The organism is Pseudoduganella aquatica (genome assembly GCF_020865585.1).
GTDB lineage: Bacteria > Pseudomonadota > Gammaproteobacteria > Burkholderiales > Burkholderiaceae_D > Rugamonas > Rugamonas aquatica_A.
Map to the genome: position 1 here is coordinate 2968094 of NZ_CP086370.1, position 23309 is coordinate 2991402.

Genomic DNA, 23309 nt, shown 5'->3' on the forward strand with positions numbered 1-23309 from the left:
GGCGGAATGCCTTAGAAAAGTGACTGCAGGGAAAGGCGCTGGCCGCTGAGGGCGCCGTCGTAGCCGGGCAGGGCGGCTAGCGTGTCCTTGAATTCAGCGCTTTCCATCACGGCCAGCGCGGCGGCGACCAGGGGGGCGGCGGGGGCTTCGCGGGAGCAGGCGAAGAAGTAGCGTTCGCGCACCACGGGCACGAAGTCGAGGTCGAAGCGGCGGGCGGCGGTTTCCACGCCGAAGCTGGCGTCGGCCATGTTGCTGGCGACGTAGGCGGCCACCGCCGCGTGCGTGAATTCGGCGCTTTCGAAGCCGTTGATGCGGTCCGGCGCGATGCCGGCCCCGTTCAGCAGCAGTTCCAGCAGCAGCCGCGTGCCCGAGCCTCGCTGGCGGTTCACGAAGCGCACGTCCTGCCGCGCCAGGTCGTCCAGCGTGCGGATGTCTTTCGGATTCCCTTTGGCGGTGAAAATGCCCTGCATGCGGTAGGCCAGGTGGACCAGCATCTGGCGGCCCGGGTCGAGCAGGGGGCGGTATTTTGCGGCCGCCGCGCCTTCGAACTCGCCCACGGGCAGGTGGAAGCCTGCCAGGTCGCATTCGCCGCGCGCCAGCGCCGCCACCGCTTCGGTGCTGCTGCGGTATTGCAGGTCCACCAGCACGCCTTGCTGTTCCAGCCGGCTCACCAGCGCCGCCACCGCGAAGCCGTGCGATGCGGTCAGGCGCAGCGCGGGCGGGCGCTCGTCGAGCAGGCTGGCCAGTTCTTGCTGCAGTTCGGAGGCCAGGCTGTCCAGCATGGGGCTGAGGCGGGCGGCGATGCGCTTGTCGGCCCAGATCAATTTGTCCGCCAGAGGCGACAGCACCGTGCCCGATCCGCGCGACTTGTGCACCAGCTCGGCGCCGAATTGTTCGTTGAATTCGTTCAGCAATCCCCACGCGTGGCGGTAGGAGATGCCGCAGGCCTTGGCTGCCTGGCTGATGCTGCCCGAGCTGCGCACCGCCGCCAGCAGGTCCAGCAGCACCGGCAGGGGCACGGTTTGCCCGTTCGGGTGGCGCAGCACCCAGTCAGGGCGGATCTCAACTTTGAACATATGCAAAATCCTTCATATTGCGTTGCTGTTTTTACAGTGCTAGCCTAGGCTTATGCGTGAATATTAACTGAAATATATGTTTCGCAGAACATAACTTCAGCGCTCACGGTACACAATAAAAACGACGGAGGCATTATGCAGCAGCGTATTCCCCAGGCAAGCGCCATCCTTGCCGCCAGCAGCGGCGCCCAGGACCAGTTGTTGCCGGTCCTGCACGCGATCCAGGATGCTATCGGCTATATCCCGCCCGGACAGGTGGATGAAATCGCCTCCACTTTCAACCTGTCGCGCGCCGAGGTGCACGGCGTGATCACTTTCTATCATTACTTCCGTACCGAGGCGCCGGCGCGCCAGGTGGTGCAGATCTGCCGCGCCGAGGCTTGCCAGAGCATGGGCGGCGACGCGCTGCTGGCGCACGCCGAGAGCGCGCTGGGCTGCAAGCTGCATGCGCACAGCACGGACGGCGAGTTCGCGCTGGAGCCGGTCTACTGCCTGGGGCAGTGCGCCACCGCGCCGTCGATGATGATTAACGAGGCGCTGCATGCGCGCGTTACCCCGGCCCGTTTCGACGCGCTGCTGGCCAAAGTGAAGGAGGCAGCATGAGCATCCGCATCTACATTCCCGGCGATTCGACCGCGCTGGCGCTGGGCGCCGACGACGTGGCGGCAGCCGTCACCGCCGAAGCTGCGCGCCGCGGTGTTGACGTCGACATCGTCCGCAACGGCACGCGCGGCTTGCTGTGGCTGGAGCCGCTGGTGGAAGTGGCCACGGCGGAAGGCCGCATCGGCTTTGGCCCGGTGGACGCGGCGGACGTGGGCGCGCTGTTCGAGGCGGGCTTCCATCTCGGCGAGAGCAAGCATGCGCTGGCCTTGGGCCTGGTGGAGCAGATTCCTTATCTGGCCAGGCAAAGCCGCCTGACTTTCTCGCGCGCCGGCGTGACCGATCCGCTGTCGCTGGCTGACTACGAGGCACACCATGGCTACAAGGGCTTGCGCAACGCGCTGGCGATGGAGCCCGCCGCGATCGTGGCCGCCGTTACCGCTTCCGGCCTGCGCGGCCGTGGCGGCGCCGCTTTCCCCACCGGGATCAAGTGGAACACGGTGCTGAAGGCGGCCGGTCCGCAGAAGTACATCGTCTGCAATGCGGACGAGGGCGATTCGGGCACCTTTGCCGACCGTATCGTGATGGAGGGCGATCCCTTCATGCTGATCGAGGGCATGACCATCGCCGGACTGGCGGTGGGTGCGAACAAGGGCTATATCTATGTGCGCAGCGAATACCCGCACGCCATCGCTAACCTGAACCACGCGATTGCCACCGCCGTGCAAGCGGGCTTCCTCGGCCAGGACATCATGGGCTCGGGTCGCGCTTTCGACCTGGAGGTGCGCAAGGGCGCGGGCGCTTACATCTGCGGCGAGGAAACGGCGCTGCTGGAGAGTATCGAGGGCAAGCGCGGCGTGGTGCGCGCCAAGCCGCCGCTGCCTGCGCTGGCCGGCCTGTTCGGCCTGCCCACGGTCATCAACAACGTGCTGTCGCTGGCGGCGGTGCCGCTTATCCTCGACAAGGGCGCGGCCTATTACCAGAACTACGGCATGGGCCGTTCGCGTGGTACCTTGCCGGTGCAGCTGGCGGGGAATATCAAGCACGGCGGCCTGATTGAGCTGGCCTTCGGCGTAACCCTGCGCGACATCCTGTTTGAATACGGCGGCGGCAGCGCTTCCGGCCGCCAGATCAAGGCGGTGCAGGTGGGCGGCCCGCTGGGCGCCTATCTGCCCGAGTCGCAGTGGGACACGCCGCTCGACTACGAGGCCTTCGCTTCGCTGTGGGCCGTGCTGGGCCACGGCGGCATCGTGGTGCATGACGACAGCGCCGACATGGCCAAGCTGGCGCGCTACGCGATGGAGTTCTGCGCCGTGGAGTCGTGCGGCAAATGCACGCCGTGCCGCATCGGCTCCACCCGTGGCGTGGAGGTGATCGACAAGATCCGCGAGGGCAGCGAGCGTCCCAAGCAGGTGATCCTGCTGCGCGAGCTGTGCGACACCATGCTGCACGGCTCCCTGTGCGCGATGGGCGGCATGACGCCGTACCCCGTGCTGTCGGCCCTGAACCACTTCCCGCAAGATTTCGGCCAGGTCTCCCAAGACCAGCGCGCCGCCTAGGAGACATAGATGATCGAGACAATTATCAGCCGCGACTTCGGCACCCCGCCCAGCGTAGCCACGGACTTCGTTACGCTGACCATAGACGGCCAGCGCGTGACGGTGGCCGCCGGCACGTCGGTGATGCGCGCCGCCGCCGAAAGCGGCACCAATATTCCCAAGCTGTGCGCCACGGACAGCCTGGAGCCCTTCGGTTCCTGCCGCCTGTGCCTGGTGGAGATCGAGGGCCGGCGCGGCTATCCCGCTTCCTGCACCACGCCGGTGGAAGAGGGCATGGTGGTGCGCACGCAGACGGCCAAGCTGCAGGAGCTGCGCAAGGGCGTGATGGAGCTGTACATTTCCGACCACCCGCTGGACTGCCTGACTTGCCCGGCCAACGGCAACTGCGAGCTGCAGGACATGGCCGGCGTGACCGGCCTGCGCGAGGTGCGCTACGGCTACGAGGGCGCCAACCATTTGAAGCTGAAGAAGGATGAATCGAATCCTTACTTCACGTTTGACTCGTCCAAGTGCATCGTCTGCAACCGCTGCGTGCGCGCCTGCGAGGAAACGCAGGGCACGTTTGCGCTGACGATTTCCGGACGCGGCTTCGAGTCGCGCGTGTCGGCCGGGCAGAGCGAGACCTTCATGGAATCGGAGTGCGTGTCCTGCGGCGCCTGCGTGGAAGCCTGCCCGACCGCCACGCTGCAGGAGAAATCGGTGATCTGGCTGGGCCAGGCCGAGCACAAGGTGACCACCACTTGCGCCTATTGCGGCGTGGGCTGCTCGCTGGACGCGGAAATGAAGGGCAGCGAAGTGGTACGTATGGTGCCGACCAAGAGCGGCAAGGCCAATGAAGGCCACGCTTGCGTGAAGGGCCGCTTCGCGTGGGGGTACGCCACGCACAAGGACCGCATCCTGAAGCCGATGATACGTTCCAGGATCACCGACCCGTGGAAGGAAGTGTCCTGGGACGAGGCGCTGGACTACGCGGCCTCCGAATTCAAGCGCATCCAGGCCAAGCATGGCCGCGATTCGATAGGCGGCATCGTGTCCTCGCGTTGCACCAATGAAGAAGGCTACCTGGTGCAGAAGCTGGTGCGCGCGGCTTTCGGCAACAACAACGTTGACACGTGCGCCCGCGTTTGCCATTCGCCCACCGGCTACGGCTTGAAGCAGACGCTGGGCGAATCGGCCGGCACGCAGACTTTCGCTTCGGTGGCCAAGTCGGACGTCATCATGGTGATCGGCGCCAATCCTACCGACGGTCATCCGGTGTTCGCCTCGCGCATGAAGCGCCGGCTGCGCCAGGGCGCGAAGCTGATCGTGATCGATCCGCGCCGCATTGACCTGGTGAAGTCGCCGCACGTCCGCGCGCACTACCATTTGCAGCTGCGTCCCGGCACCAACGTGGCCATGGTCAGCTCGCTGGCCCACGTGATCGTGACCGAAGGCCTGCTGGCAGAACAGTTCATCGCCGAACGCTGCGACGACCGCGCCTTTCACCAGTGGCGTGACTTTGTGGCGCAGGAAGCCAATTCTCCGGAAGCGATGGAGGCGGTGACCGGCGTGCCTGCCGAGCAGGTACGCGGCGCGGCGCGCATGTTCGCGCAGGGCGGCAACGGCGCCATCTTCTACGGCCTGGGCGTGACCGAGCATGCGCAGGGTTCTACCGCCGTGATGGGCATCGCCAACCTGGCTATGGCCACCGGCAACGTGGGCCGCGAAGGCGTGGGCGTGAACCCGCTGCGCGGCCAGAACAATGTGCAGGGCTCCTGCGACATCGGCTCCTTCCCGCACGAGCTGCCGGGCTACCGCCACGTGTCCGACACCACGGTGCGCATGCAGTTCGAGGCCGCGTGGGGCGTGGAGCTGCAGGCCGAACCGGGCCTGCGCATTCCGAACATGTTTGAAGCGGCGCTGGACGGCAGCTTCAAGGGCCTGTATTGCCAGGGCGAGGACATCGTGCAGTCGGACCCGAACACCCAGCACGTGATCGCGGCCATGGAAGCGATGGAGTGCATCGTGGTGCAGGACATCTTCCTGAACGAGACCGCCAAATACGCCCACGTGCTGCTGCCGGGTTCCTCTTTCCTGGAGAAGGACGGCACCTTCACCAACGCCGAACGGCGCATCTCGCGTGTGCGCAAGGTGATGGCGCCGAAGGCCGGCTATGCGGACTGGGAGGTGACGGTGCAACTGGCGAACCGCCTGGGCTATCCGATGAACTACACGCATCCGTCGCAGATCATGGACGAAATCGCGCGCCTGACGCCAACCTTCAGCGGCGTGAGCTACGCGAAGCTGGAGAAGCTGGGCAGCATCCAGTGGCCGTGCAACGACGCCGCGCCGGAAGGCACGCCGACCATGCACATCGACCAGTTCGTGCGCGGCAAAGGACGCTTCATCATTACGCAGTACGTGCCGACGGACGAGAAGGTGACGCGCATGTATCCGCTGATACTGACCACGGGCCGCATCCTGTCGCAGTACAACGTGGGCGCGCAGACGCGCCGCACCGAGAACGTGCGCTGGCACGCGGAGGACAGGCTGGAGATCCACCCGCATGATGCGCAGGAGCGCGGCATCAAGGACGACCAGTGGGTGGGCATCCAGAGCCGGGCAGGGGAGACCGTGCTGCGCGCGCTGGTGACGGAGCGCATGCAGCCGGGCGTGGTGTACACCACCTTCCACTTCCCGGAATCGGGCGCCAATGTGATCACCACCGAGAATTCGGACTGGGCCACCAACTGCCCTGAATACAAGGTGACGGCGGTGCAGGTGATGCCGGTGCAGCAGCAGTCCGACTGGCAGCTGGAGTTTGCGCGCTTCCACGAAGAGCAGATGGCCCACAAAGACGCTGCGGCGCAGCCGGCTTGAGATTAGGAGAGATGATGAATATTCACCACCTGGTCATTATGGCCAACCAGATCGGCACTTTCTTTGCGTCCTACCCGGACCAGGAAGAGGCCAACAGCGAGATCGCGAACCACCTGCAGCGCTACTGGGCGCCGCCCATGCGGCGGCAGTTGCTGGCGCATGTGGCGGAACACGGCGGGGAGGGGCTGGCGCCGCTGGTGCTGGCGTCCATCCAGGCCAATCTCGTGCGCTTGTCCCCGGCGGCCCAGGCCTTGTCGAAACCTGTTCCGACGTAGGGCGGGTTAGGCGGCGCAGCCGCCGTAACCCGCCATTGAGCCGTTGGCGGCACCTTGGCGGGTTACGTCGGCTGGCGCCTCCTAACCCGCCCTACGATGGCACGCCGCGCACATCACCTCACACAACCTTCAACATCACCTTCCCAATGTGCGTGCTGCTCTGCATGAGCGCATGCGCTTCCGCCGCCTCTTCCAGCGCATAAATGCGGTAAATCACCGGCTTGATCAAGCCATCCTCCAGCAGCGGCCACACGCGCGCCAGCAACTGCCGCGCAATGGCCGCCTTGAACAGCACCGGACGCGGACGCAGAGTGGACCCCGTCACCGTCAACCTCCGCAGCAGTATCTGCCCCAGCGGCACTTCCGCCTTGCCCCCGCCCAGCAGCGCGATAAACACCAGCCGCCCGTCGTCCGCCAGGCACGCCAGCTCGCGCGGCACATACGCCCCGCCCACCATATCCAGTATCACATCCACGCCCTTGCCGCCGGTGGCGTCCTTGACCGCCGCCGCAAAGTCGCCGGTACGGTAGTTGATCGCCAGGTCCGCCCCCAGCTCTTCGCAAGCGCGGCACTTCTCATCCGACCCCGCCGTGGCGAACACCCGGTGCCCCAGCGCCTTGGCCAGCTGGATAGCGGTCACGCCTATGCCCGAGCTGCCGCCTTGCACCAGCAGCGTCTCGGTGGGCGCCAGCGCGGCGCGGTCGAACACATTGCTCCACACGGTAAAGAAGGTCTCGGGCAGCGAAGCCGCTTCCAGCGGCGACCAGCCCTGCGGAATGGGCAGGCACAGCTCGATCTGCGCCGCGCAGTACTGCGCATAGCCGCCGCCCTGCACCAGCGCACACACCATGTCGCCGATGCGCCATCCGCTGTCGCCGACATGTCCGGCCACGATCTCGCCGGCCACCTCCAGCCCCGGCAGGTCGGACGCGCCGGGCGGCACCGGGTAGCTGCCGGCGCGCTGCAGCAGGTCGGGCCGGTTGACGCCGGCTGCGTGGACTTTGATCAGCACCTGGCCCGGCTGCAGCGACGGGCGCTGGCGCTCGCACAGTTGCAGCACTTCCGGGCCGCCGGGCTGGGTGATTTCGATGGCGCGCATGGTTTCCTCTCTAGAAATGGGGGAATCCGATGGTAGGCGCGGGTGGGCGCGCACGCCGATGACCGCAGTCAATTTTCCACAAATTGACGGGACAGGGGCCATCTTGCGAATCTTGACCGGGGTCAATGCGTGTTGTCTCAGCCGCTGCCTATGATGGGACTATCTCGCGGTGCAAGCCGCATGCCATACTAGCCATCAAAAAATTATAACTACTGGAGATAGACCCATGAGCAAAGCATTAGACGGGGTGCGCATCCTCGACTTCACCCACGTGCAATCGGGGCCGACCTGCACCCAGCTGCTGGCCTGGTTCGGCGCCGATGTGATCAAAGTGGAAAGAGCCGGGGAGGGTGACGCCACCCGTGGCCAGCTGCGCGACATTCCCGGCGTGGACAGCCTGTATTTCACCATGCTGAACCACAACAAGCGTTCCATCACGCTGGACACCAAGAAAACCATGGGCAAGCAGGTGCTGGAGACCCTGATACGCGACTGCGACGTGTTGGTGGAGAATTTCGCCCCCGGCGCCCTGGACCGCATGGGCTTCAGCTGGGAGCGCATCCAGGAGCTGAATCCACGCATGATCGTGGCCTCGGTCAAGGGCTTCGGCCCCGGTCCCTACCAGCACTGCAAGGTGTACGAGAATGTGGCCCAGTGCGCGGGCGGTTCGGCCGCCACCACCGGCTTCGCCGACGGTCCGCCGGTCGTCACCGGCGCGCAGATCGGCGACAGCGGCAGCGGCCTGCACCTGGCGCTGGGCATCGTCACCGCGCTGTTCCAGCGCAATGCCACCGGCCGGGGCCAGAAGGTCGATACGGCCATGCAGGACGCAGTGCTGAACCTGTGCCGCGTGAAGCTGCGCGACCAGCAGCGCCTGGAGCGCACCGGCACCATGGAGGAATACCCGCAGTTTGCCGAGGGCGGCACCTTTGGCGACTCGGTGCCGCGCGCAGGCAACGCGTCCGGCGGCGGCCAGCCGGGCTGGATCCTCAAGTGCAAGGGCTGGGAGACCGACCCGAATGCCTACATCTACTTCATCGCCCAGGCGCCGGTGTGGCCGGCGATCTGCAAGGTGATAGGCCGCGAAGGCTGGATCAGCGATCCCGATTACGCCACTCCGCGCGCGCGCCTGCCGCGTTTGATGTCCATCTTCGCCACGGTGGAGGAGTGGACCCGCGAGCACACCAAGTTCGAGGTGATGGACATCCTGAACAAATACGACATTCCGTGCGGGCCCATCCTGTCGATGAAGGAAATCGCCGAGGAACCGTCGCTGCGCGCCAGCGGCACCATCGTGGAAGTGGACCATCCCGAGCGCGGCAAGTATCTCACGGTGGGCAACCCCATCAAGCTGTCCGACAGCGCCACCGAGGTCACCCGCTCGCCGCTGTTGGGCGAGCACACCGAGGAGGTGCTGCGCGAGCTGGGCTACGACGCCGCGCAGATCGCCGCGCTGCGCGACGAACGCGTGATCTGACGCGGCGGCAGCCGTGCAGTACGTCACGCCAGGCGGGACGCATGGGGAGCCCGCCGTTGCACCCGCCGCGCTGTCGGCGGCAACCGGCGCCATCCCCGCGCCGGCTGCCGACCTGAACGCGCTATACGGCGAACTGGCCTTCCTGGACCGCTTCGACGCGGCGGCGCAAGCCGGCTTCGAGCGCGTGGAATGCTTGTTCCCCTATCTGTACCCAGTGGAGCAGATCGCCCACCGGCTCTGCTGCCACGGCCTGCATCTGGTGCGCTTCTGCCTGCCCGCCGGCGACTGGGTGGGCGGCGAGCGCGGCATCGCCAACCAGCCGTCGCGCTGCGCTGAGTTCCGCTACGGCGTGGAAGAAGCCATTCGCTACGCCCGCCCGCTGGGCGTGCGCCAGCTGCGCTGCCTGACCGGGCTGCCGCAGCCGGGACTGGCGCCGGAACTGGCCCGCCAGACGCTGGTGAACAACCTCCGCCACGCCGCCGCCGCGCTCAAGCCGCACTGCATTGCGCTGCTGATCGCCCCGCAGGACGCGCCCGACGCAGCCGCCATCATCCGCGACACAGGCGCGGACAACCTGTTCCTCCACGAGCAAGGCCAGCCATGACGAAACCGCGCAAGCATGTCCATACCCGCGTCTACACCCACGTCGATTGCTACGACCACCAGCCCGGCGCGGGCCACCCCGAATCGCCGCAGCGGCTGGCGCTGGTGCTCGAAGCGCTGAAGACGTCCGAATTCGCCGCGCTGGACTGGCGCGAAGCCCCGCTGGGCACGCGTGCCCAGGCCGAACTGATACACGACGCCGACTACTACGACGCCGTGGCCGAAGCCCTGCCAACGAGCGGTGTGGTGCCGCTGGACGGCGGCGACACCATGCTGTCCCCCGGCTCCTGGCGCGCGGTGATGCGCTGCATAGGCGCGGCTTGCGCCGGCGTGGACGACGTGATGCTGGGCGAAGCGGCCAATGTGTTCTGCGCCACGCGGCCCTGCGGCCACCACGCCGAGCCGGACCGCGCCATGGGTTTCTGCATCTTCAACCAGGCCGCCATCGCCGCCGCCCACGCCAGCCGCGCGTATGAGCTGGAGCGGGTGGTGGTGGTCGATTTCGACGTCCACCACGGCAACGGCACGCAAGCCGCGTTCTCGCCGCTGCCGGGGCTGTTCTACGCCTCCTGCCACCAGTCGCCGCTGTATCCGGGCACAGGTTTGCGCAGCGAGACCGGCAGCCGCAACAACATCCTCAACGTGCCGCTGCCGCCCGGCTGCGCCTCCGCCGCCTTCCGCGACCGCATGCGCCTGGAACTGCTGCCGGCGGTGCGCGCCTGGGCGCCCGAGCTGCTGGTCATCTCCGCCGGCTTCGACGCCCACCGTGACGATCCGCTGGCCGGCCTGCAGCTTGATGACGACGACTTCCACTGGATCACGCGGGAGCTGATGGCCATTGCGGCTGAAACGGCGCAGGGGCGCGTTGTTTCCATCCTGGAGGGCGGCTACAGCCTGGCTGGCCTGGCGGGCGGCGCTGCCGCCCATGTGCGAGCGCTGATGATGTCGTAATCATGCGTCCCTGGCGCCAACGCGATATTGGCGCCTCCAGATGCTTTCATTTTGGATCTTGTTCGGGGAATGTAGGCATGGATGCGATTGGCAGCACCAGGATATTCGGATCGAGGGGCAGTGGCCGGAAGCCGTATTTTTCGTAGAAGGCTGCCGCTCCATCCTTGGCGTCGACGAACAAGCCGAACCCACCAACGTTTCGGGCGGCACGCCATGCCCGTTCCATTGCTTCCAACAGCAGATATTCGCCAAGTCTTTTGCCTTGATGGTCTAGCGCCACCGCGAGCCGGGCTAGTGTGAATCCTGGCATTTGGCTAGGCAATTTCTTCTGCATTTCTTTGGGCAGAGCTGCAGTCGGACTCAGGCCTCGAAGCGCGATAGTCACGTAAGCCGCCACCTTCTCCGGATGTGCCTCGTCCGTGATTACAAAGGTTCTTGATGCGCCATTTCTTTGATGCTGCATAGCCGTCGTCTGGAGCCAATGGTTAAGCTGAGAAACGCCGCAATCGAAGCTTTTTAGGTCATGCAGTTTTTCCAGTGCCTGTACCGTCGGTGCCATATTTCACCTTGATAAAACGGTCGAAAGCTCGTTTCAGCGCCTCGTTCGGTGCTGGTGGACTATCAAGCAGGCTCAGTAGCATGGCCGCATCATCTTTCGAAATGCTAATTGTCTTCTCACGGTCAATGACCCGTTGCGCCTCTTTGAGCGCGGCCTGTATGACAAAATTGTTGAGCGTCGTGCCGGTCAAATCTGCTGCTTCACTTAATGTTTCAGCTACCGTGCTTGAGACGCGGGCAGTGATGCGCTCTCTCTCTAGAGGTGCATTCATGATCAAACTCCAATTGAATCTACGGGACTGGTGTTTTAGCGAGGACGGCAAGTAAATAGTAGCATCCGTGGTGGCAAATTGCCACCAGGCGCCGCCATGTCGGGACCGTCCCTTCGTCCTCCGGCGTTGTGGCGTGCGTGTCCTAAGCTGGTGCCAAGTATTGCTCGATCAGCGCTGCGCCGTCGCTCAGCAGGAAGTTCTTAAACGCTTGCGCCACCGGCGGTAGGCGTTTGTTCTTGCGGTGCACCACGTACCAGTTGAGCATCACCGGGAAGCCTTCCACGTCCAGCACCACCAGGCTGCCGGCCTTCAGCTCCTGGCTGATGGTGTGGGCCGACAAAAACGCCACGCCCATGCCCGCGATCACGGCTTGCTTGATGGTCTCGGTGCTGCGGATCTCCATCGTCACGTTCAGGTGCTCCAGGTGCGCGCCGAAGCCGTCCTCCATTGAATTCCACGTATCCGACCCGCGCTCGCGGACCACGAACGGTTCCTGCACGATGCGCTCGACCGGAATGCGGCGCTCGCCCGCCAGCGGGTGCTGCGGCGGGGCCACGATCACGTAAGGGTGGGGCGCAAAGGCCGCATGCGCGGCGTCGCCTTGCTGCGGCGGGCGCACCATCACCGCCAGGTCGGTCTGGTTGCTGGCCAGCCGTTCCAGCAGCTCGGCGCGGTTGTGCACCGTCAGGTTCAGCTTCACGCCTGGATGCCGGCGGGCGAACTCCACCATCAGGCGCGGGAAGAAGTAGTCGCCCGCGCTGATCACCGCCACGTTCAGCTTGCCGCCCGCGATGCCGCGAAACTGCGTCAGCGCCTCCTCGGCCTCCTGGAACTGCTGGATGATGGCGCGGCTGTGGTACAGCAGCTCGGCGCCGCCCGGCGTCAGGTAGACCTTCTTGCCCAGCTGCTCGAACAGCACCAGCCCGGCATGGCCTTCCAGCGTCTTGATCTGGGTCGACACGGCCGGCTGCGTCAGGTGCAGCTCGGCGGCCGCGCGGGAAAAGCTCAGGTGGCGCGCTACCGCTTCGAAGACTTTCAGCTGGCGCAGGGTGGCATGTTTCATCGGCGTCCTATGTATACAGCATCGTGTATGGAAATGACAAAAACCTTTAACTATACCTAATCATTGTCTGGGCCTACGATGCATTAGTCAACCGACATTATTCCAACAGGAGGAGCAGACCATGATGCAGATCGATACCGCCGACCTGGCAGACGCGCAGCGCGAGGCTTACAACGCCGCTTTTGGCGAACTGGGCCTGCGCTGGTACTGGGGCAGCAACGATTACACCGGCCAGATGGGCGTGGAGAGCCAGCGCGCCCACCTGCGCCGCTATGTGGAGAACCACCACCCGCACATGCTCAAGGTGTACGAGGCCGATTTCCTCGTGAACGCCATCCAGACCACCATGGCGCGCTGCCTGGAGGCGGCCCGTGCAGGGGGTGCTTTATTTAGCTTGAAATAAATGAAAGAATGTCGAATCTTAACCGCGGTCAAGGATATCGGTTTTTGCTTCTTCCACAATCATCTCGTGACACGGTCGACCAGACACAGTCCCACATAATAAATTTAATGGAGATAACGAAATGAAGCATGACGATGACATCGCGCCAGTGATCAGGCCTCCTTCGTACCGCTGGCTACAACTCATCATGGGCATTATCTGTATGGCCATGATCGCCAATCTGCAGTACGGTTGGACCCTGTTTGTGAACCCTATCGCCGACAAGTACGGCTGGAGCAAGGCCGCCATCCAGGTTGCCTTCACCATCTTCATCCTGACCGAGACCTGGCTGGTGCCAGTGGAAGGCTGGGCGGTCGACAAATGGGGACCACGTCCCGTAGTGCTGTTTGGCGGCCTGCTGTGCGCGCTGGGTTGGATCATGAACTCCTACGCCGACTCGCTGACCATGCTCTACATCGCGGCAGCCATCAGCGGCATCGGCGCCGGCGCGGTGTACGGCACTTGCGTGGGTTCGGCACTGAAATGGTTCCCGGATCGCCGGGGCCTGGCGGCGGGCTTGACGGCGGCGGGATTCGGGGCCGGATCGGCGGCCACCATTATCCCGATCTCCATGATGATCGCCAAAAGCGGCTACGAGTCCACCTTCCTCACCTTCGGCATCGGCCAGGGCGCCATTGTGATGCTGCTGGCGCTGCTGATGGTGCGTCCACCGGCCCACGTGCCGAGCAAGATCCAGAAGCAGACCAAGGTGCAGCAAGGCCGCGCCGAATTCGGCCCGTCGCAGATCATCCGCAAACCGGTGTTCTGGGTCATGTACACGATGTTCGTGCTGGTGGCTGCCGGCGGCCTGATGGCGACCGCGCAAATGGGTCCTATCGCCAAGGACTTCAAAATTGACGGCGTGACCTTCAACGTCATGGGCATGGTGCTGCCTGCACTGACCTTCGCCCTGGCCATCGACCGCGTGCTGAACGGCCTGACGCGACCCTTCTTCGGCTGGGTGTCGGACCAGATCGGCCGCGAGAAGACCATGTTCATCGCCTTCGCGCTGGAATCTGTGGGCATCCTGGCGCTGTACTACTGGGGCCGCGATCCTATCATGTTCGTGATCCTGACCGGCCTGGTGTTCTTTGCCTGGGGCGAGATCTACAGCCTGTTCCCCGCTACTTGCGCCGACACCTTCGGCACCAAGAACGCGGCGGGCAATGCCGGCCTGCTGTACACGGCCAAGGGCACGGCGTCGATCTTCGTGCCGCTGTCGAGCGTCATCACGGCGGCCACCGGCAGCTGGGAAGCGGTGTTCTTCGTGGGCTGCGGCCTGAACGCGGTGGCTGCCTTCATGGCCTGGTGGGTGCTGCGTCCGATGCGCAAACGCTTCATGGACACTGCCGTCACCCCGGTTGAAGTGGCCGACGAAAAAGGCCTGGCGGCCGCCGCCCGGCTTGCCAACTAGTCCAACCCCCTGACTGATACGCGCCGGCTGCAGCAGCAGCCCTGGCAGCCGCAGCTCCCGCTGCCGCCGCCGAGGGACTCTGCACGCCGGCGCCTTTCGAAACGAGAACGACATGATCAAACGCTGGCTGCGCTTCCAACACTTCGACACCGTGCGTTTCGGCACCGTGGAAGGCGACAAAATCCGCATCTACGAAGGCGATATGTTCGATGCGCCCACGCCGACCGATTACACCCTGCAGCTGTCCGACGTGAAGCTGCTGATGCCGGCGGTGCCCGGCAAGGTGCTGGCCATGTGGAACAACTTCCATGCGCTGGGCCGCAAGCTGGGGCTGGAACCGCCGCCCGAGCCGCTGTACCTGCTGAAAACGCCGAACTCCTACCTGGCCCCCGGCGCCACCATCCGCAAGCCGCTGTGCGAGGACAAGGTGGCGTTCGAAGGCGAGCTGGCCATCGTGATCGGCAAAACCTGTTTCAACGTCTCCGAGGCCGACGCCCCGGACCATATATTCGGCTATACCTGTGCCAATGACGTCACCGTGAACGACATCATCAAGCGCGATCCGACTTTTCCGCAATGGGTGCGGGCCAAGGGTTTCGACACCTTTTGCCCCTTCGGCCCGGTGATCGCCACCGGCCTGGACCCCGCCATGCTGGTGGTGCGGACCATCCTCAACAGCGAAGTGCGGCAGGACTACCCGATCAACGACATGGTGTTTTCCGCCGCCCAGCTGGTGAGCCGGATTTCCAAAGACATGACGCTGGATCCGGGCGACATCCTGCTGTGCGGCACCTCGGTCGGCGTCGGTTCGATGCGGCCGGGCAGCATTGTGGAGGTCGAGATCGACGGCATTGGCAAGCTCAGCAACCGTTTTGAGTAAAAACCAAGGAGCTGAAAATGAAAATCGCCATAGTAGGGGCGGGAGCAATAGGAGGATTGGTGGGGGCCAGGCTGGCCCTGGCAGGCGAGCAGGTGACGTTCCTGGTGCGGGGCGCCAATTTAATGGCGATCCGCAACAAGGGCATCAAGCTGATCGAGCATGACGGCACGGAGAAGGTGGCGGTCAACGTGACGGCCACGGACGACTACGCCGAAGCAGGACCGCAGGACGTGGTGATCCTGGCGCTGAAGGCGCACCAGGTGGCGGCCGTGGCCGACCAGCTGCCGCTGCTGTTCGGCCCGGAGACCAGCGTGGTCACCATGCAGAACGGCATACCGTACTGGTATTTCCACCGCCACGGCGGCAGCCTGGAAGGGCGGGTGGTGCACAGCGTGGACCCGGACGGCCTGCTGGCGGCGCGCATTGCGCCGGAACGCGTGATTGGCTGCGTGGTCTATCCGGCCTCGGAGCTGGTGGCGCCTGGCGTGGTGCGGCATGTGGAAGGCGAGCGCTTCCCGCTGGGCGAGCTGGACGGCTCGAACAGCGACCGGGTGCAAGCCATCTCGGCCTGCTTTACGCGGGCCGGCTTCAAGGCGCCGGTGCTGGACCATATCCGGTCCGAGATCTGGCTCAAGCTGTGGGGCAACCTGAGCTTCAACCCGATCAGCGCGCTGTCCCACGCCACGCTGGAGGGCATCTGCCAGTATCCGCTGGCGCGCGGCCTGGCGGCGGACATGATGCGGGAGGCGGAGGCGGTGGCCAACCAGCTGGGCGTGACCTTCCGCGTCACGCTGGACAAGCGCATCGCCGGGGCCGAGAAAGTAGGGCGGCACAAGACGTCGATGCTGATGGATATCGAGGCAGGCAGGGGGCCGGAAATCGACGCCCTGGTCGGCTCGGTGGTGGAACTGGGGCGGCTTACCGGCACGGCAACGCCCCATATCGACGCGGTCTACGCGCTGGTGAAAATGCTGGAGCGGACCATGGCCGATGAGAGAGGGCAGGTCAGGCTGCAAAAAATGGCGGCCTGATGAAGAAACGGACGTCTCACAAGGACGTCCGTTTTGCTTTGCGGCTGAATTACAGGCCGTAGGTGTATTTGGCGTCGCTCTTGTCGCCGCCGGTGCTGGCGTCCAGCTGTTCGCGCAGGTTGACGGCGAACAGGGTTTCAATGATGAACATCAGGCTGAACGGCGCTGCTTGTTCGGTGGCGGGACGGGTCTGTTTGCTGGTGATGGTGGTCATGATATTTCCTCTGAAGTTAAGAATGGGTGCCAACGCGTTTGGTATGAAACGAGTATAGGTAGACGCCCAGCACGCCGCCAATTGCGGACGCGCATATCAGATATCACCGGTAAGAATATTGCCTATGAAAAACCCGGTTTTTCCACATATTCCTAATTTCAGGATTCTTGACCGCGGTCAAGATTCGTGGCGGGTTACGGCGCTTCGCGCCTAACCCGCCCTACGCGGAAGTTGATCATTCGTAGGGCGGGTTAGCGGCGGAGCCGCGTAACCCGCCGGATCCGCCAGAGCCGCTAAATCTTGCCCTGGTTTTTGAGTCGGCTCAGCGTCTCCGGCGACAAATTCAGATACGCTGCCAGCTGCTTCTTCGGCAAGCGCTCAAACATCTCCCCATGCTTGCGCACAAAGCGGTGCACGCGGCCCGGCGCGTCCAGCAGATGCAGGGTAATGGTGTGGCCCATGATCTCGCTCATCAAATGCATCACCTCGTATTCGAAGCTTTGCTTGAGCTGGGAATGGCTTTCCAAAAACGCCACCCACTGCGGCATGGGCAGCTTGGCCACGCGCGCCTTGCTCACGCAGACGATGCTGTAAGGCGTGGGCGTCTTCAGGCGCCAGGCCGCGTAGCTGGTTTCAATGTCGCGCTCGGCCGCGAAGCGCAAAATCATTTCCTTGGCCTCCTGGTTGGTCACCACCCGCTTGAGTATGCCGTCCAGGATGAAATACTGCTCCATCTCGTGCACGCCCTGGTTCAGCAGCAGGTCGCCCTTCTGGCAATCGACCACGCTCAGGTAGGGCTCAAGCGCCGCCATCTCGCTTTCGCGCAGTTCTTTCAGCACGATATTTTGGCGCAGCTGCACGCGCAGCACATTGCGTTCGGGGTGATTGGCTAACAGCGTCATGGCTAGAAATTGATACCGATCTGGAAATGTTAAGCATCTTCCTTTGAATCTTGACCGCGGTCAATGAGAGAAAACAAGTGCTCTCGCTAATATGGCCTTCAACAACCGGCCCGTTTCATAACCACAATATAAGAGACACTCATCATGACCAATACCGCAGCGGCATCCGAGCAGACCGATGGTTTCCACCTGGTAGTCGACGCCCTCAAGCACAACGACATCGACACCATTTACGGCCTGGTCGGCATCCCGATCACCGACCTGGCGCGCCTGGCGCAAGCCGAAGGCATGCGCTTCATCGGTTTCCGTCATGAGCAGCACGCCGGCAACGCCGCCGCCATCGCCGGCTACATGACGCAGAAGCCCGGCATCTGCCTGACCGTGTCCGCGCCCGGCTTCCTGAACGGCCTGACCGCGCTGGCCAACGCCACCACCAACTGCTTCCCGATGATCCTGATCAGCGGTTCCAGCGAACGCGAAATCGTCGACCTGCAGCAGGGCGACTACGAAGAGATGGACCAGCTGAACGCGGCCAAGCCTTACGCCAAGGCCTCCTACCGCATCAACAAGGCCGAGGACATCGGCATCGGCGTGGCGCGCGCCATCCGCGCCGCCGTGTCGGGCCGTCCCGGCGGCGTCTACCTGGACTTGCCGGCGCAGCTGCTGGCACAAGTGATCGACGCCGAACACGGCCGCCGCTCGCTGGTGAAGGTAGTGGATGCGGCGCCGCGCCAGATTCCTGCGCCGGACTCGGTGCAGCGCGCGCTGTCGCTGCTGCAAGGCGCGAAGAAGCCGCTGATCCTGCTGGGCAAAGGCGCAGCCTACGCCCAGGCCGACGCCGCCATCCGCGCGCTGGTGGAAGAGTCCGGCATTCCCTACCTGCCCATGTCCATGGCCAAGGGCCTGCTGCCGGACACCCACGAGCAGTCGGCCTCGGCGGCCCGTTCCTACGTGCTGGCCGAAGCGGACGTGGTGATGCTGATCGGCGCGCGCCTGAACTGGCTGCTGGCGCACGGCAAAGGCAAGACCTGGGGCAGCCCCAAGCAGTTCATCCAGATCGACATCTCGCCCACCGAGATCGACAGCAACGTGGCGATTGCCGCGCCGGTGATCGGCGACATCGGCTCCTGCGTGACGGCGCTGCTGGACGGCATCCGCGCCAGCGGCCAGGGCAAGCCTGATCCGGCCTGGACCGGGGCCATCGCCGAACGCAAGGACAAGAACCTGACCAAGATGGCGGGCATGCTGGCGCAGAACCCGTCGCCGATGAACTTCCACAGCGCGCTGCGCTCCATCCGCGACGTGCTGAAGACCCGGCCGGACATCAACGTGGTCAACGAAGGCGCCAACACGCTGGACTTTGCGCGCAGCATTATCGACATGTACGAGCCGCGCAAGCGTTTCGACTCGGGCACCTGGGGCATCATGGGCATCGGCATGGGCTTCGCCATCGGCGCGGCGGTCACCAGCGGCAAGCCGGTGGTGGCGATCGAAGGCGACAGCGCCTTCGGCTTCAGCGGCATGGAGCTGGAAACCATCTGCCGCTACGAGCTGCCCGTGACCACCATTATCTTCAACAACAACGGCGTGTACCGCGGCACCGACGTCAACCCCACCGGCGGCAAAGACGTGGCGCCCACCGTGTTCGTGAAGAACGCCCGCTACGACAAGATGATAGAAGCCTTCGGCGGCGTGGGCTACCACGTCACCACGCCGGAGGAAATGACGCGCGCACTGACCGAGGCCATCGCGGCCGGCAAGCCGGCGCTGATCAACGCCGTCATCGACGAAACCGCCGGCACGGAGAGCGGCCGCCTTACCAATCTGAACCCCAGCACCGCAGGCAAGAAGTAAAAACCGAACAACACCAGGAGACTTAAATGACCAAACCATTAGAAGGCATCAAGATCATCGACTTCACCCACGTGCAGGCTGGCCCGGCATGCACCCAGCTGCTGGCCTGGTATGGCGCCGATGTGATCAAGGTCGAGCGCCCCGGCGCGGGCGACGTGACGCGCTCGCAGCTGCGCGACATTCCCGGCGTGGACGCGCTGTACTTCACCATGTTGAACAGCAATAAGAAGTCGCTGACGCTGGACACCAAGACGCCTGAAGGCAAGGAAGTGCTGACCCGTTTGATCAAGCAGTCGGACGTGCTGGTGGAAAACTTCGGCCCCGGCGCGCTGGACCGCATGGGCTTCACCTGGGAGCATATCCGCGAACTCAATCCCGGCATGATCGTGGCGTCGGTCAAGGGCTTCAGCGACGGCCACCACTACGAAGACCTGAAAGTGTACGAGAACGTGGCGCAGTGCGCGGGCGGCGCGGCTTCCACCACCGGCTTTGACGACGGCCCTCCAACCGTGAGCGCCGCCGCACTGGGCGACAGCAACACCGGCATGCACCTGGCCATCGGCATCCTGACCGCGCTGCACGCGCGCAACCGCAACGGCGGCAAGGGCCAGAAGGTGGCCGTATCCATGCAGGACAGCGTGCTCAACCTGTGCCGCGTGAAGCTGCGCGACCAGCAGCGCCTGGACCGCATCGGCTACCTGGAAGAATATCCGCAATACCCGCACGGCAAGTTCAGCGACGTGGTGCCGCGCGGCGGCAACGCGGGCGGCGGCGGCCAGCCGGGCTGGGTGCTCAAGTGCAAAGGCTGGGAGAGCGATCCGAACGCCTACATCTACTTCACCATCCAGGGCCACGCGTGGGCGCCGATCTGCCGCGCCATCGGCAAGCCGGAGTGGATAGAAGACCCTGCCTACATGACCGCCTCGGCGCGCCAGGACAAGATCTTCGACATCTTCGCCACCATTGAAGCCTGGCTGGCCGACAAGACCAAGTTCGAAGCGGTGAACATCCTGCGCAAGTTCGACATTCCTTGCGCGCCGGTGATGACGATGAAAGAACTGGCCAACGACGAGTCGCTGCGCGCCAGCGGCACCATCACCGAGGTGGACCACAAAGAGCGCGGCAAATACCTGACCGTAGGCAGCCCGATCAAGTTCTCCGACCTGAAAGTGGAAATCACCGGCTCCCCGCTGCTGGGCGAGCACACCAACGAAGTACTGGAAACGCTGGGCTACAGCTCGAAAGAGATCGCCGCGCTGCACGCCGCATCGGCCGTGTAAGCTCGCCTTGAGGCTAACCCGGGGGCGGATGCATTCCGCCCCCGTTTATTTTGGGAGACAGCTATGCAGAGCAAGGATTACCAGCAACTGGTGGAAGGCATCGGCGACGCGGTGGTGGTGTGCGACGCGGCCGGGGCCATCACCGTGTGGAACGACGCGGCGGTGCGCATGTTCGGCTTTACGCGCGAGGACGCGCTGGGCCAGTCGCTCGACCTGATCATCCCCGAGCGCCAGCGGCAGCGGCACTGGGACGGCTACAACAAATCCATGTCCACCGGCGAGACCCGCTACGGCAACGACGTGCTGCGCGTGCCGGCGCTGCACAAGGAAGGCCGCACGCTGTCGATCGCGTTCACGGTGGCCATGCTGTTCGACGACGCGCGCAAGGTCACCGCCATCGTCGCCGTCATCCGCGACGAAACCGTGCGCTGGGCCGAAGAGCGCCAGCTGCGCATCCGCGTAGCCCAGCTGGAAGCGGCAGCAGCGGCAGCCGCCTCGGCTTAGCACGCCATCGGGCAATTACATTTTCAGGAGTTCCCTTGCGGAGTGGGGAGGACATTGATCACTACTCCATCTGCATTGATTTCATAGGGGACTCTGATTCCCCCGCCGCTGAAGTCGGTTGTATTCCGCGTGATCAGTAACCTGCCCGTGCAGTTTGCAGTTGCCTGGATGATTGCATCAGGCAGTTTGAGCCGGCGCTTGGGAAGTTAGTGTAGTGCGGCGTACCGGATTCGCACGGTCTCTGCGGAGATTGCGCCAGTTAAAGACACTACGGTTAGCGCTGCATCGGCTAGAAACTGTTCGACCTCTGGCCTGACAGCAGCCGGCATGCCGGTTAGGACTTCAATCCAGGTAATGATGCTGATGGCAGCGTCGCTGTAGGCGAGCAGCTCTGCCGCCGCCGCTTCGCGCCCATTCAACGCATCGATAATGATATTGGTGTCAAATAGCGCTGCGGTCATTCGGAACGCATTTCCAACTGAAACGCCAGTCCGTCTTGGGGAGCGTCAGTACGGCCTTTAAGTATGCCGAAGACTTTGCTCAACGCGGCCTTCCGCCGTTCAATCGGAGGAAGTTCTGCATCGGTATGATGATTTTGCCTGTGGCCAGCTGCGATCGCTGGTTCAATAAGTTTGTGGGCAGATTTGCGCATTGCTCCCTCCCTAGCCTGTATTTACACATATAGCTTGCCAAGGAAAGTGTACTCCGAATCACCAAGTTGGGCTTGCGCGTGGAGGTGCTAGTTACGAGTGTGTGCGCCGCCTCCATTGAAAATCCTATTACTATCGACTTTCCCCTAGGGGGAGGCGCGGCGGCTGCCGCCGCAGGTCGAGTAAAGGAGACTTTCAATGACAAACTCTGCAGCGTATTCCCGCCTGCTTGGCATTGCTCTGCTTGCCGCCGGGGTTCAGGCGTCGGTGCTGGCTGCGCCGGTGCCGCTTCCATCCTATAACGTGGATATTGCCAAGACCTCGGTGTCCGGCCTGTCCTCGGGCGGCTTTATGGCCGTGCAATTGCATGTGGCGTTTTCGGCCACCTTCAAGGCCGGCGCGGGCATCGTCGCCGGCGGACCTTACTACTGCGCGCAGGGCGCGGTGAGCACAGCTCTCGGCCCCTGCATGGCGGCCAGCAGCTTCAGCAAGCCCGCCACGGCGACGCTGGTATCTACCACCAACAGCTGGGCCAGCCAGGGCCTGATCGACCCCACGAGCAACCTGGCCGGCTCCAAAGTCTATCTGTATTCCGGCACCATAGACAGCACCGTCAAGCAGCTGGTGATGAATGAGGCGAACAGCTACTACAAAAACTACATCGCCAGCGCCAATATCTTTTACAAGAATAATCTGGCGTCCGAGCACGCCATGGTGACGGACTTCTTCGGCAGCGGCTGCAGCACCAAGGCCAGTCCCTACATCAACAACTGCAATTTCGACCTGGCGGGGAATATCCTGCAATGGATCTACGGCCCGCTGAACACCCGCAACACGGGCACGCTGGGCGGCAGTTTTGTGGAGTTTGACCAGGCCGAGTTTATCGCCAGTCCCGCCGCGCATGGCATGGCGGCCAGCGGCTGGGCTTATGTGCCGGCCAGTTGCGGCAGCCAGCAGCAATGCAAGCTGCACGTGGTGGTGCACGGCTGCCAGCAGGATACGACCAAGATCCAGGACAAGTACTACCGCAACACCGGCTACAACCGCTGGGCGGACACCAACAACATCATCGTGCTGTATCCGCAGACCGCGCCCAGCAGCGCAGGCAATCCGAATGGCTGCTGGGACTGGTGGGGGTATGACGACGCCAACTACGCCAAAAAAAGCGGGCGCCAGATGGCTGCCATCAAAGCCATGGTGGACCGCGTGGCGGCAGGCGCAGGCCCTGGCGGAGGAGGCGGTGGCGAAGGCACGCTGCCCGCGCCGGCCGGGTTGGCCGTGAGCAGCGTGAGCAGCAGCAGCGTGTCCCTGGCCTGGAATAGCGTGGCCGGTGCGGCTGGCTACAATGTGTACCGCAGCGGCGGCAAGATCAACGCCAATCCGGTCACGGCGACGAGCTATACCGATACCGGCCTGGCCGCCAGCACCACCTACAGCTACACCGTGCGGGCGCTGGATGCGGGCGGCGCGCCCGGCGCGGAATCCACTCCGGTGAGCGCCACCACCAGCGCGTCCGGCTATGTGTGCAGCGCCACCACGGCCAGCAATTACGCGCACGTGACGGCGGGCCGGGCAGTCAGCAGCGGCGGTTACGCGCTGGCCAAGGGCTCGAACCAGAACATGGGGCTGAACAATATCTTCTTCACGAACACGCTGGCGCAGACGGCGCCGGGGTTCTACATTATCGGCACTTGCCCCTGACCGCTCACTGGCGACGCCGGCAGCCGATCTTTGCTAAGCTGTACG

Annotated in this window: 24 protein-coding genes; 15 read left to right on the top strand and 9 right to left on the bottom strand. The window is 64.1% G+C overall.

The features are described from left to right. Nucleotides 1–11 precede the first annotated feature (11 nt). Complete coding sequence (locus KT882_RS13205; protein WP_228896097.1) at nucleotides 12–1076, bottom strand: substrate-binding domain-containing protein; 1065 nt, start codon at nucleotides 1074–1076, stop codon at nucleotides 12–14. A 135-nt stretch (nucleotides 1077–1211) separates the two neighbouring features. On the opposite strand from KT882_RS13205, the gene KT882_RS13210 reads away from it, so the two are divergent. From KT882_RS13210 to KT882_RS13225, 4 genes are read left to right on the top strand one after another with little or no spacing between them, the layout of a single operon-like run. Beyond that, nucleotides 1212–1679: a formate dehydrogenase subunit gamma gene (locus KT882_RS13210; protein ID WP_161072079.1), complete on the top strand. Its 468-nt coding sequence runs from the start codon at nucleotides 1212–1214 to the stop codon at nucleotides 1677–1679. Further along, nucleotides 1676–3235 carry a formate dehydrogenase beta subunit gene (locus KT882_RS13215; protein WP_228896099.1) on the top strand — a complete coding sequence of 520 codons (1560 nt, stop codon included), beginning with the start codon at nucleotides 1676–1678 and terminating at the stop codon, nucleotides 3233–3235. Before KT882_RS13210 ends, KT882_RS13215 begins: the two co-directional genes overlap by 4 nt. Nucleotides 3236–3244: 9 nt before the next feature. Continuing rightward, complete coding sequence (gene fdhF, locus KT882_RS13220) at nucleotides 3245–6094, top strand: formate dehydrogenase subunit alpha (RefSeq protein ID WP_228896101.1); 2850 nt, start codon at nucleotides 3245–3247, stop codon at nucleotides 6092–6094. An 11-nt stretch (nucleotides 6095–6105) separates the two neighbouring features. Then, nucleotides 6106–6369, top strand: coding sequence for a formate dehydrogenase subunit delta (locus KT882_RS13225; RefSeq protein ID WP_228896103.1), 264 nt, complete (start codon nucleotides 6106–6108; stop codon nucleotides 6367–6369). Nucleotides 6370–6487: 118 nt separating this feature from the next. On the opposite strand, the gene KT882_RS13230 is transcribed toward KT882_RS13225, so the two are convergent. Beyond that, nucleotides 6488–7468 carry an NAD(P)H-quinone oxidoreductase gene (locus tag KT882_RS13230; RefSeq protein WP_228896105.1) on the bottom strand — a complete coding sequence of 327 codons (981 nt, stop codon included), beginning with the start codon at nucleotides 7466–7468 and terminating at the stop codon, nucleotides 6488–6490. A gap of 226 nt (nucleotides 7469–7694) precedes the next feature. Between KT882_RS13230 and frc (KT882_RS13235) the strand changes: the two genes are divergently transcribed. From frc (KT882_RS13235) to KT882_RS13245, 3 genes are read left to right on the top strand one after another with little or no spacing between them, the layout of a single operon-like run. Continuing rightward, a complete protein-coding gene (gene frc, locus KT882_RS13235) occupies nucleotides 7695–8945 on the top strand; it encodes a formyl-CoA transferase (protein WP_161072075.1) in 1251 nt (416 codons plus the stop codon). 13 nt (nucleotides 8946–8958) lie between these two features. Continuing rightward, on the top strand, nucleotides 8959–9549 hold the full coding sequence (locus KT882_RS13240; protein ID WP_228896107.1) for a TIM barrel protein: 591 nt from the start codon (nucleotides 8959–8961) through the stop codon (nucleotides 9547–9549). Then, nucleotides 9546–10499 (top strand): histone deacetylase family protein, encoded by a 954-nt coding sequence (locus tag KT882_RS13245; RefSeq protein WP_228896109.1) that lies wholly within the window; start codon nucleotides 9546–9548, stop codon nucleotides 10497–10499. The genes KT882_RS13240 and KT882_RS13245 overlap by 4 nt, the downstream gene beginning before the upstream one ends. Nucleotides 10500–10545: 46 nt before the next feature. On the opposite strand, the gene KT882_RS13250 is transcribed toward KT882_RS13245, so the two are convergent. The 3 genes from KT882_RS13250 to KT882_RS13260 all read right to left on the bottom strand — a co-directional run bounded on the left by KT882_RS13250 (nucleotide 10546) and on the right by KT882_RS13260 (nucleotide 12392). Then, on the bottom strand, nucleotides 10546–11058 hold the full coding sequence (locus KT882_RS13250) for a GNAT family N-acetyltransferase (protein WP_228896111.1): 513 nt from the start codon (nucleotides 11056–11058) through the stop codon (nucleotides 10546–10548). Continuing rightward, complete coding sequence (locus KT882_RS13255) at nucleotides 11021–11329, bottom strand: type II toxin-antitoxin system TacA family antitoxin (protein ID WP_228896113.1); 309 nt, start codon at nucleotides 11327–11329, stop codon at nucleotides 11021–11023. Before KT882_RS13255 ends, KT882_RS13250 begins: the two co-directional genes overlap by 38 nt. Nucleotides 11330–11471: 142 nt before the next feature. Next, nucleotides 11472–12392 carry a LysR family transcriptional regulator gene (locus tag KT882_RS13260; protein ID WP_228896121.1) on the bottom strand — a complete coding sequence of 307 codons (921 nt, stop codon included), beginning with the start codon at nucleotides 12390–12392 and terminating at the stop codon, nucleotides 11472–11474. 121 nt (nucleotides 12393–12513) lie between these two features. Here KT882_RS13260 and KT882_RS13265 point away from each other — a divergent pair, with 121 nt between their 5' ends. From KT882_RS13265 to KT882_RS13280, 4 genes are all read left to right on the top strand, one after another. Next, nucleotides 12514–12795, top strand: a complete 282-nt coding sequence (locus KT882_RS13265; protein ID WP_161075423.1) for a hypothetical protein — start codon at nucleotides 12514–12516, stop codon at nucleotides 12793–12795. A gap of 121 nt (nucleotides 12796–12916) precedes the next feature. Beyond that, complete coding sequence (gene oxlT / locus KT882_RS13270) at nucleotides 12917–14248, top strand: oxalate/formate MFS antiporter (protein WP_228896123.1); 1332 nt, start codon at nucleotides 12917–12919, stop codon at nucleotides 14246–14248. A 112-nt stretch (nucleotides 14249–14360) separates the two neighbouring features. Then, nucleotides 14361–15128 (top strand): fumarylacetoacetate hydrolase family protein, encoded by a 768-nt coding sequence (locus tag KT882_RS13275; RefSeq protein WP_161075421.1) that lies wholly within the window; start codon nucleotides 14361–14363, stop codon nucleotides 15126–15128. Between the two features lie 17 nt (nucleotides 15129–15145). Continuing rightward, nucleotides 15146–16159, top strand: a complete 1014-nt coding sequence (locus KT882_RS13280) for a 2-dehydropantoate 2-reductase (protein ID WP_161075420.1) — start codon at nucleotides 15146–15148, stop codon at nucleotides 16157–16159. A 49-nt stretch (nucleotides 16160–16208) separates the two neighbouring features. Here KT882_RS13280 and KT882_RS13285 read toward each other — a convergent pair whose 3' ends face one another. Together KT882_RS13285 and KT882_RS13290 are read right to left on the bottom strand one after the other, a co-directional pair. Then, a complete protein-coding gene (locus tag KT882_RS13285) occupies nucleotides 16209–16373 on the bottom strand; it encodes a hypothetical protein (RefSeq protein ID WP_161075419.1) in 165 nt (54 codons plus the stop codon). Nucleotides 16374–16666: 293 nt separating this feature from the next. Further along, on the bottom strand, nucleotides 16667–17275 hold the full coding sequence (locus KT882_RS13290) for a Crp/Fnr family transcriptional regulator (protein WP_161075418.1): 609 nt from the start codon (nucleotides 17273–17275) through the stop codon (nucleotides 16667–16669). A 144-nt stretch (nucleotides 17276–17419) separates the two neighbouring features. Between KT882_RS13290 and oxc the strand changes: the two genes are divergently transcribed. From oxc to KT882_RS13305, 3 genes are all read left to right on the top strand, one after another. After that, nucleotides 17420–19129, top strand: coding sequence for an oxalyl-CoA decarboxylase (oxc, locus tag KT882_RS13295; RefSeq protein WP_228896125.1), 1710 nt, complete (start codon nucleotides 17420–17422; stop codon nucleotides 19127–19129). A 26-nt stretch (nucleotides 19130–19155) separates the two neighbouring features. Next, on the top strand, nucleotides 19156–20409 hold the full coding sequence (gene frc, locus KT882_RS13300; RefSeq protein ID WP_228896127.1) for a formyl-CoA transferase: 1254 nt from the start codon (nucleotides 19156–19158) through the stop codon (nucleotides 20407–20409). A gap of 63 nt (nucleotides 20410–20472) precedes the next feature. Next, nucleotides 20473–20913, top strand: a complete 441-nt coding sequence (locus tag KT882_RS13305) for a PAS domain S-box protein (protein ID WP_228896129.1) — start codon at nucleotides 20473–20475, stop codon at nucleotides 20911–20913. Between the two features lie 206 nt (nucleotides 20914–21119). Here KT882_RS13305 and KT882_RS13310 read toward each other — a convergent pair whose 3' ends face one another. Further along, nucleotides 21120–21374, bottom strand: a complete 255-nt coding sequence (locus KT882_RS13310) for a PIN domain-containing protein (protein ID WP_228896137.1) — start codon at nucleotides 21372–21374, stop codon at nucleotides 21120–21122. Next, nucleotides 21371–21565, bottom strand: a complete 195-nt coding sequence (locus KT882_RS13315; RefSeq protein WP_228896139.1) for a hypothetical protein — start codon at nucleotides 21563–21565, stop codon at nucleotides 21371–21373. The genes KT882_RS13310 and KT882_RS13315 overlap by 4 nt, the downstream gene beginning before the upstream one ends. A 196-nt stretch (nucleotides 21566–21761) precedes the next feature. Between KT882_RS13315 and KT882_RS13320 the strand changes: the two genes are divergently transcribed. Further along, on the top strand, nucleotides 21762–23264 hold the full coding sequence (locus KT882_RS13320; protein WP_161075412.1) for an extracellular catalytic domain type 2 short-chain-length polyhydroxyalkanoate depolymerase: 1503 nt from the start codon (nucleotides 21762–21764) through the stop codon (nucleotides 23262–23264). Nucleotides 23265–23309 lie beyond the last annotated feature (45 nt).

Excerpts from the sequence above, each read along its gene's own strand:
- KT882_RS13245 (WP_228896109.1), top strand. The coding sequence starts at position 9,546 with ATGACGAAACCGCGCAAGCATGTCCATACCCGCGTCTACACCCACGTC.
- oxlT (WP_228896123.1), top strand. The coding sequence starts at position 12,917 with ATGAAGCATGACGATGACATCGCGCCAGTGATCAGGCCTCCTTCGTAC.
- KT882_RS13280 (WP_161075420.1), top strand. The coding sequence starts at position 15,146 with ATGAAAATCGCCATAGTAGGGGCGGGAGCAATAGGAGGATTGGTGGGG.
- KT882_RS13285 (WP_161075419.1), bottom strand. The coding sequence starts at position 16,373 with ATGACCACCATCACCAGCAAACAGACCCGTCCCGCCACCGAACAAGCA.
- KT882_RS13210 (WP_161072079.1), top strand. The coding sequence starts at position 1,212 with ATGCAGCAGCGTATTCCCCAGGCAAGCGCCATCCTTGCCGCCAGCAGC.
- oxc (WP_228896125.1), top strand. The coding sequence starts at position 17,420 with ATGACCAATACCGCAGCGGCATCCGAGCAGACCGATGGTTTCCACCTG.
- KT882_RS13255 (WP_228896113.1), bottom strand. The coding sequence starts at position 11,329 with ATGAATGCACCTCTAGAGAGAGAGCGCATCACTGCCCGCGTCTCAAGC.
- KT882_RS13230 (WP_228896105.1), bottom strand. The coding sequence starts at position 7,468 with ATGCGCGCCATCGAAATCACCCAGCCCGGCGGCCCGGAAGTGCTGCAA.
- frc (WP_161072075.1), top strand. The coding sequence starts at position 7,695 with ATGAGCAAAGCATTAGACGGGGTGCGCATCCTCGACTTCACCCACGTG.
- KT882_RS13250 (WP_228896111.1), bottom strand. The coding sequence starts at position 11,058 with ATGGCACCGACGGTACAGGCACTGGAAAAACTGCATGACCTAAAAAGC.
- KT882_RS13290 (WP_161075418.1), bottom strand. The coding sequence starts at position 17,275 with ATGACGCTGTTAGCCAATCACCCCGAACGCAATGTGCTGCGCGTGCAG.
- KT882_RS13310 (WP_228896137.1), bottom strand. The coding sequence starts at position 21,374 with ATGACCGCAGCGCTATTTGACACCAATATCATTATCGATGCGTTGAAT.
- KT882_RS13305 (WP_228896129.1), top strand. The coding sequence starts at position 20,473 with ATGCAGAGCAAGGATTACCAGCAACTGGTGGAAGGCATCGGCGACGCG.
- KT882_RS13275 (WP_161075421.1), top strand. The coding sequence starts at position 14,361 with ATGATCAAACGCTGGCTGCGCTTCCAACACTTCGACACCGTGCGTTTC.
- KT882_RS13320 (WP_161075412.1), top strand. The coding sequence starts at position 21,762 with ATGACAAACTCTGCAGCGTATTCCCGCCTGCTTGGCATTGCTCTGCTT.
- KT882_RS13225 (WP_228896103.1), top strand. The coding sequence starts at position 6,106 with ATGATGAATATTCACCACCTGGTCATTATGGCCAACCAGATCGGCACT.
- KT882_RS13265 (WP_161075423.1), top strand. The coding sequence starts at position 12,514 with ATGATGCAGATCGATACCGCCGACCTGGCAGACGCGCAGCGCGAGGCT.
- KT882_RS13215 (WP_228896099.1), top strand. The coding sequence starts at position 1,676 with ATGAGCATCCGCATCTACATTCCCGGCGATTCGACCGCGCTGGCGCTG.
- KT882_RS13205 (WP_228896097.1), bottom strand. The coding sequence starts at position 1,076 with ATGTTCAAAGTTGAGATCCGCCCTGACTGGGTGCTGCGCCACCCGAAC.
- KT882_RS13315 (WP_228896139.1), bottom strand. The coding sequence starts at position 21,565 with ATGCGCAAATCTGCCCACAAACTTATTGAACCAGCGATCGCAGCTGGC.
- frc (WP_228896127.1), top strand. The coding sequence starts at position 19,156 with ATGACCAAACCATTAGAAGGCATCAAGATCATCGACTTCACCCACGTG.
- KT882_RS13260 (WP_228896121.1), bottom strand. The coding sequence starts at position 12,392 with ATGAAACATGCCACCCTGCGCCAGCTGAAAGTCTTCGAAGCGGTAGCG.
- fdhF (WP_228896101.1), top strand. The coding sequence starts at position 3,245 with ATGATCGAGACAATTATCAGCCGCGACTTCGGCACCCCGCCCAGCGTA.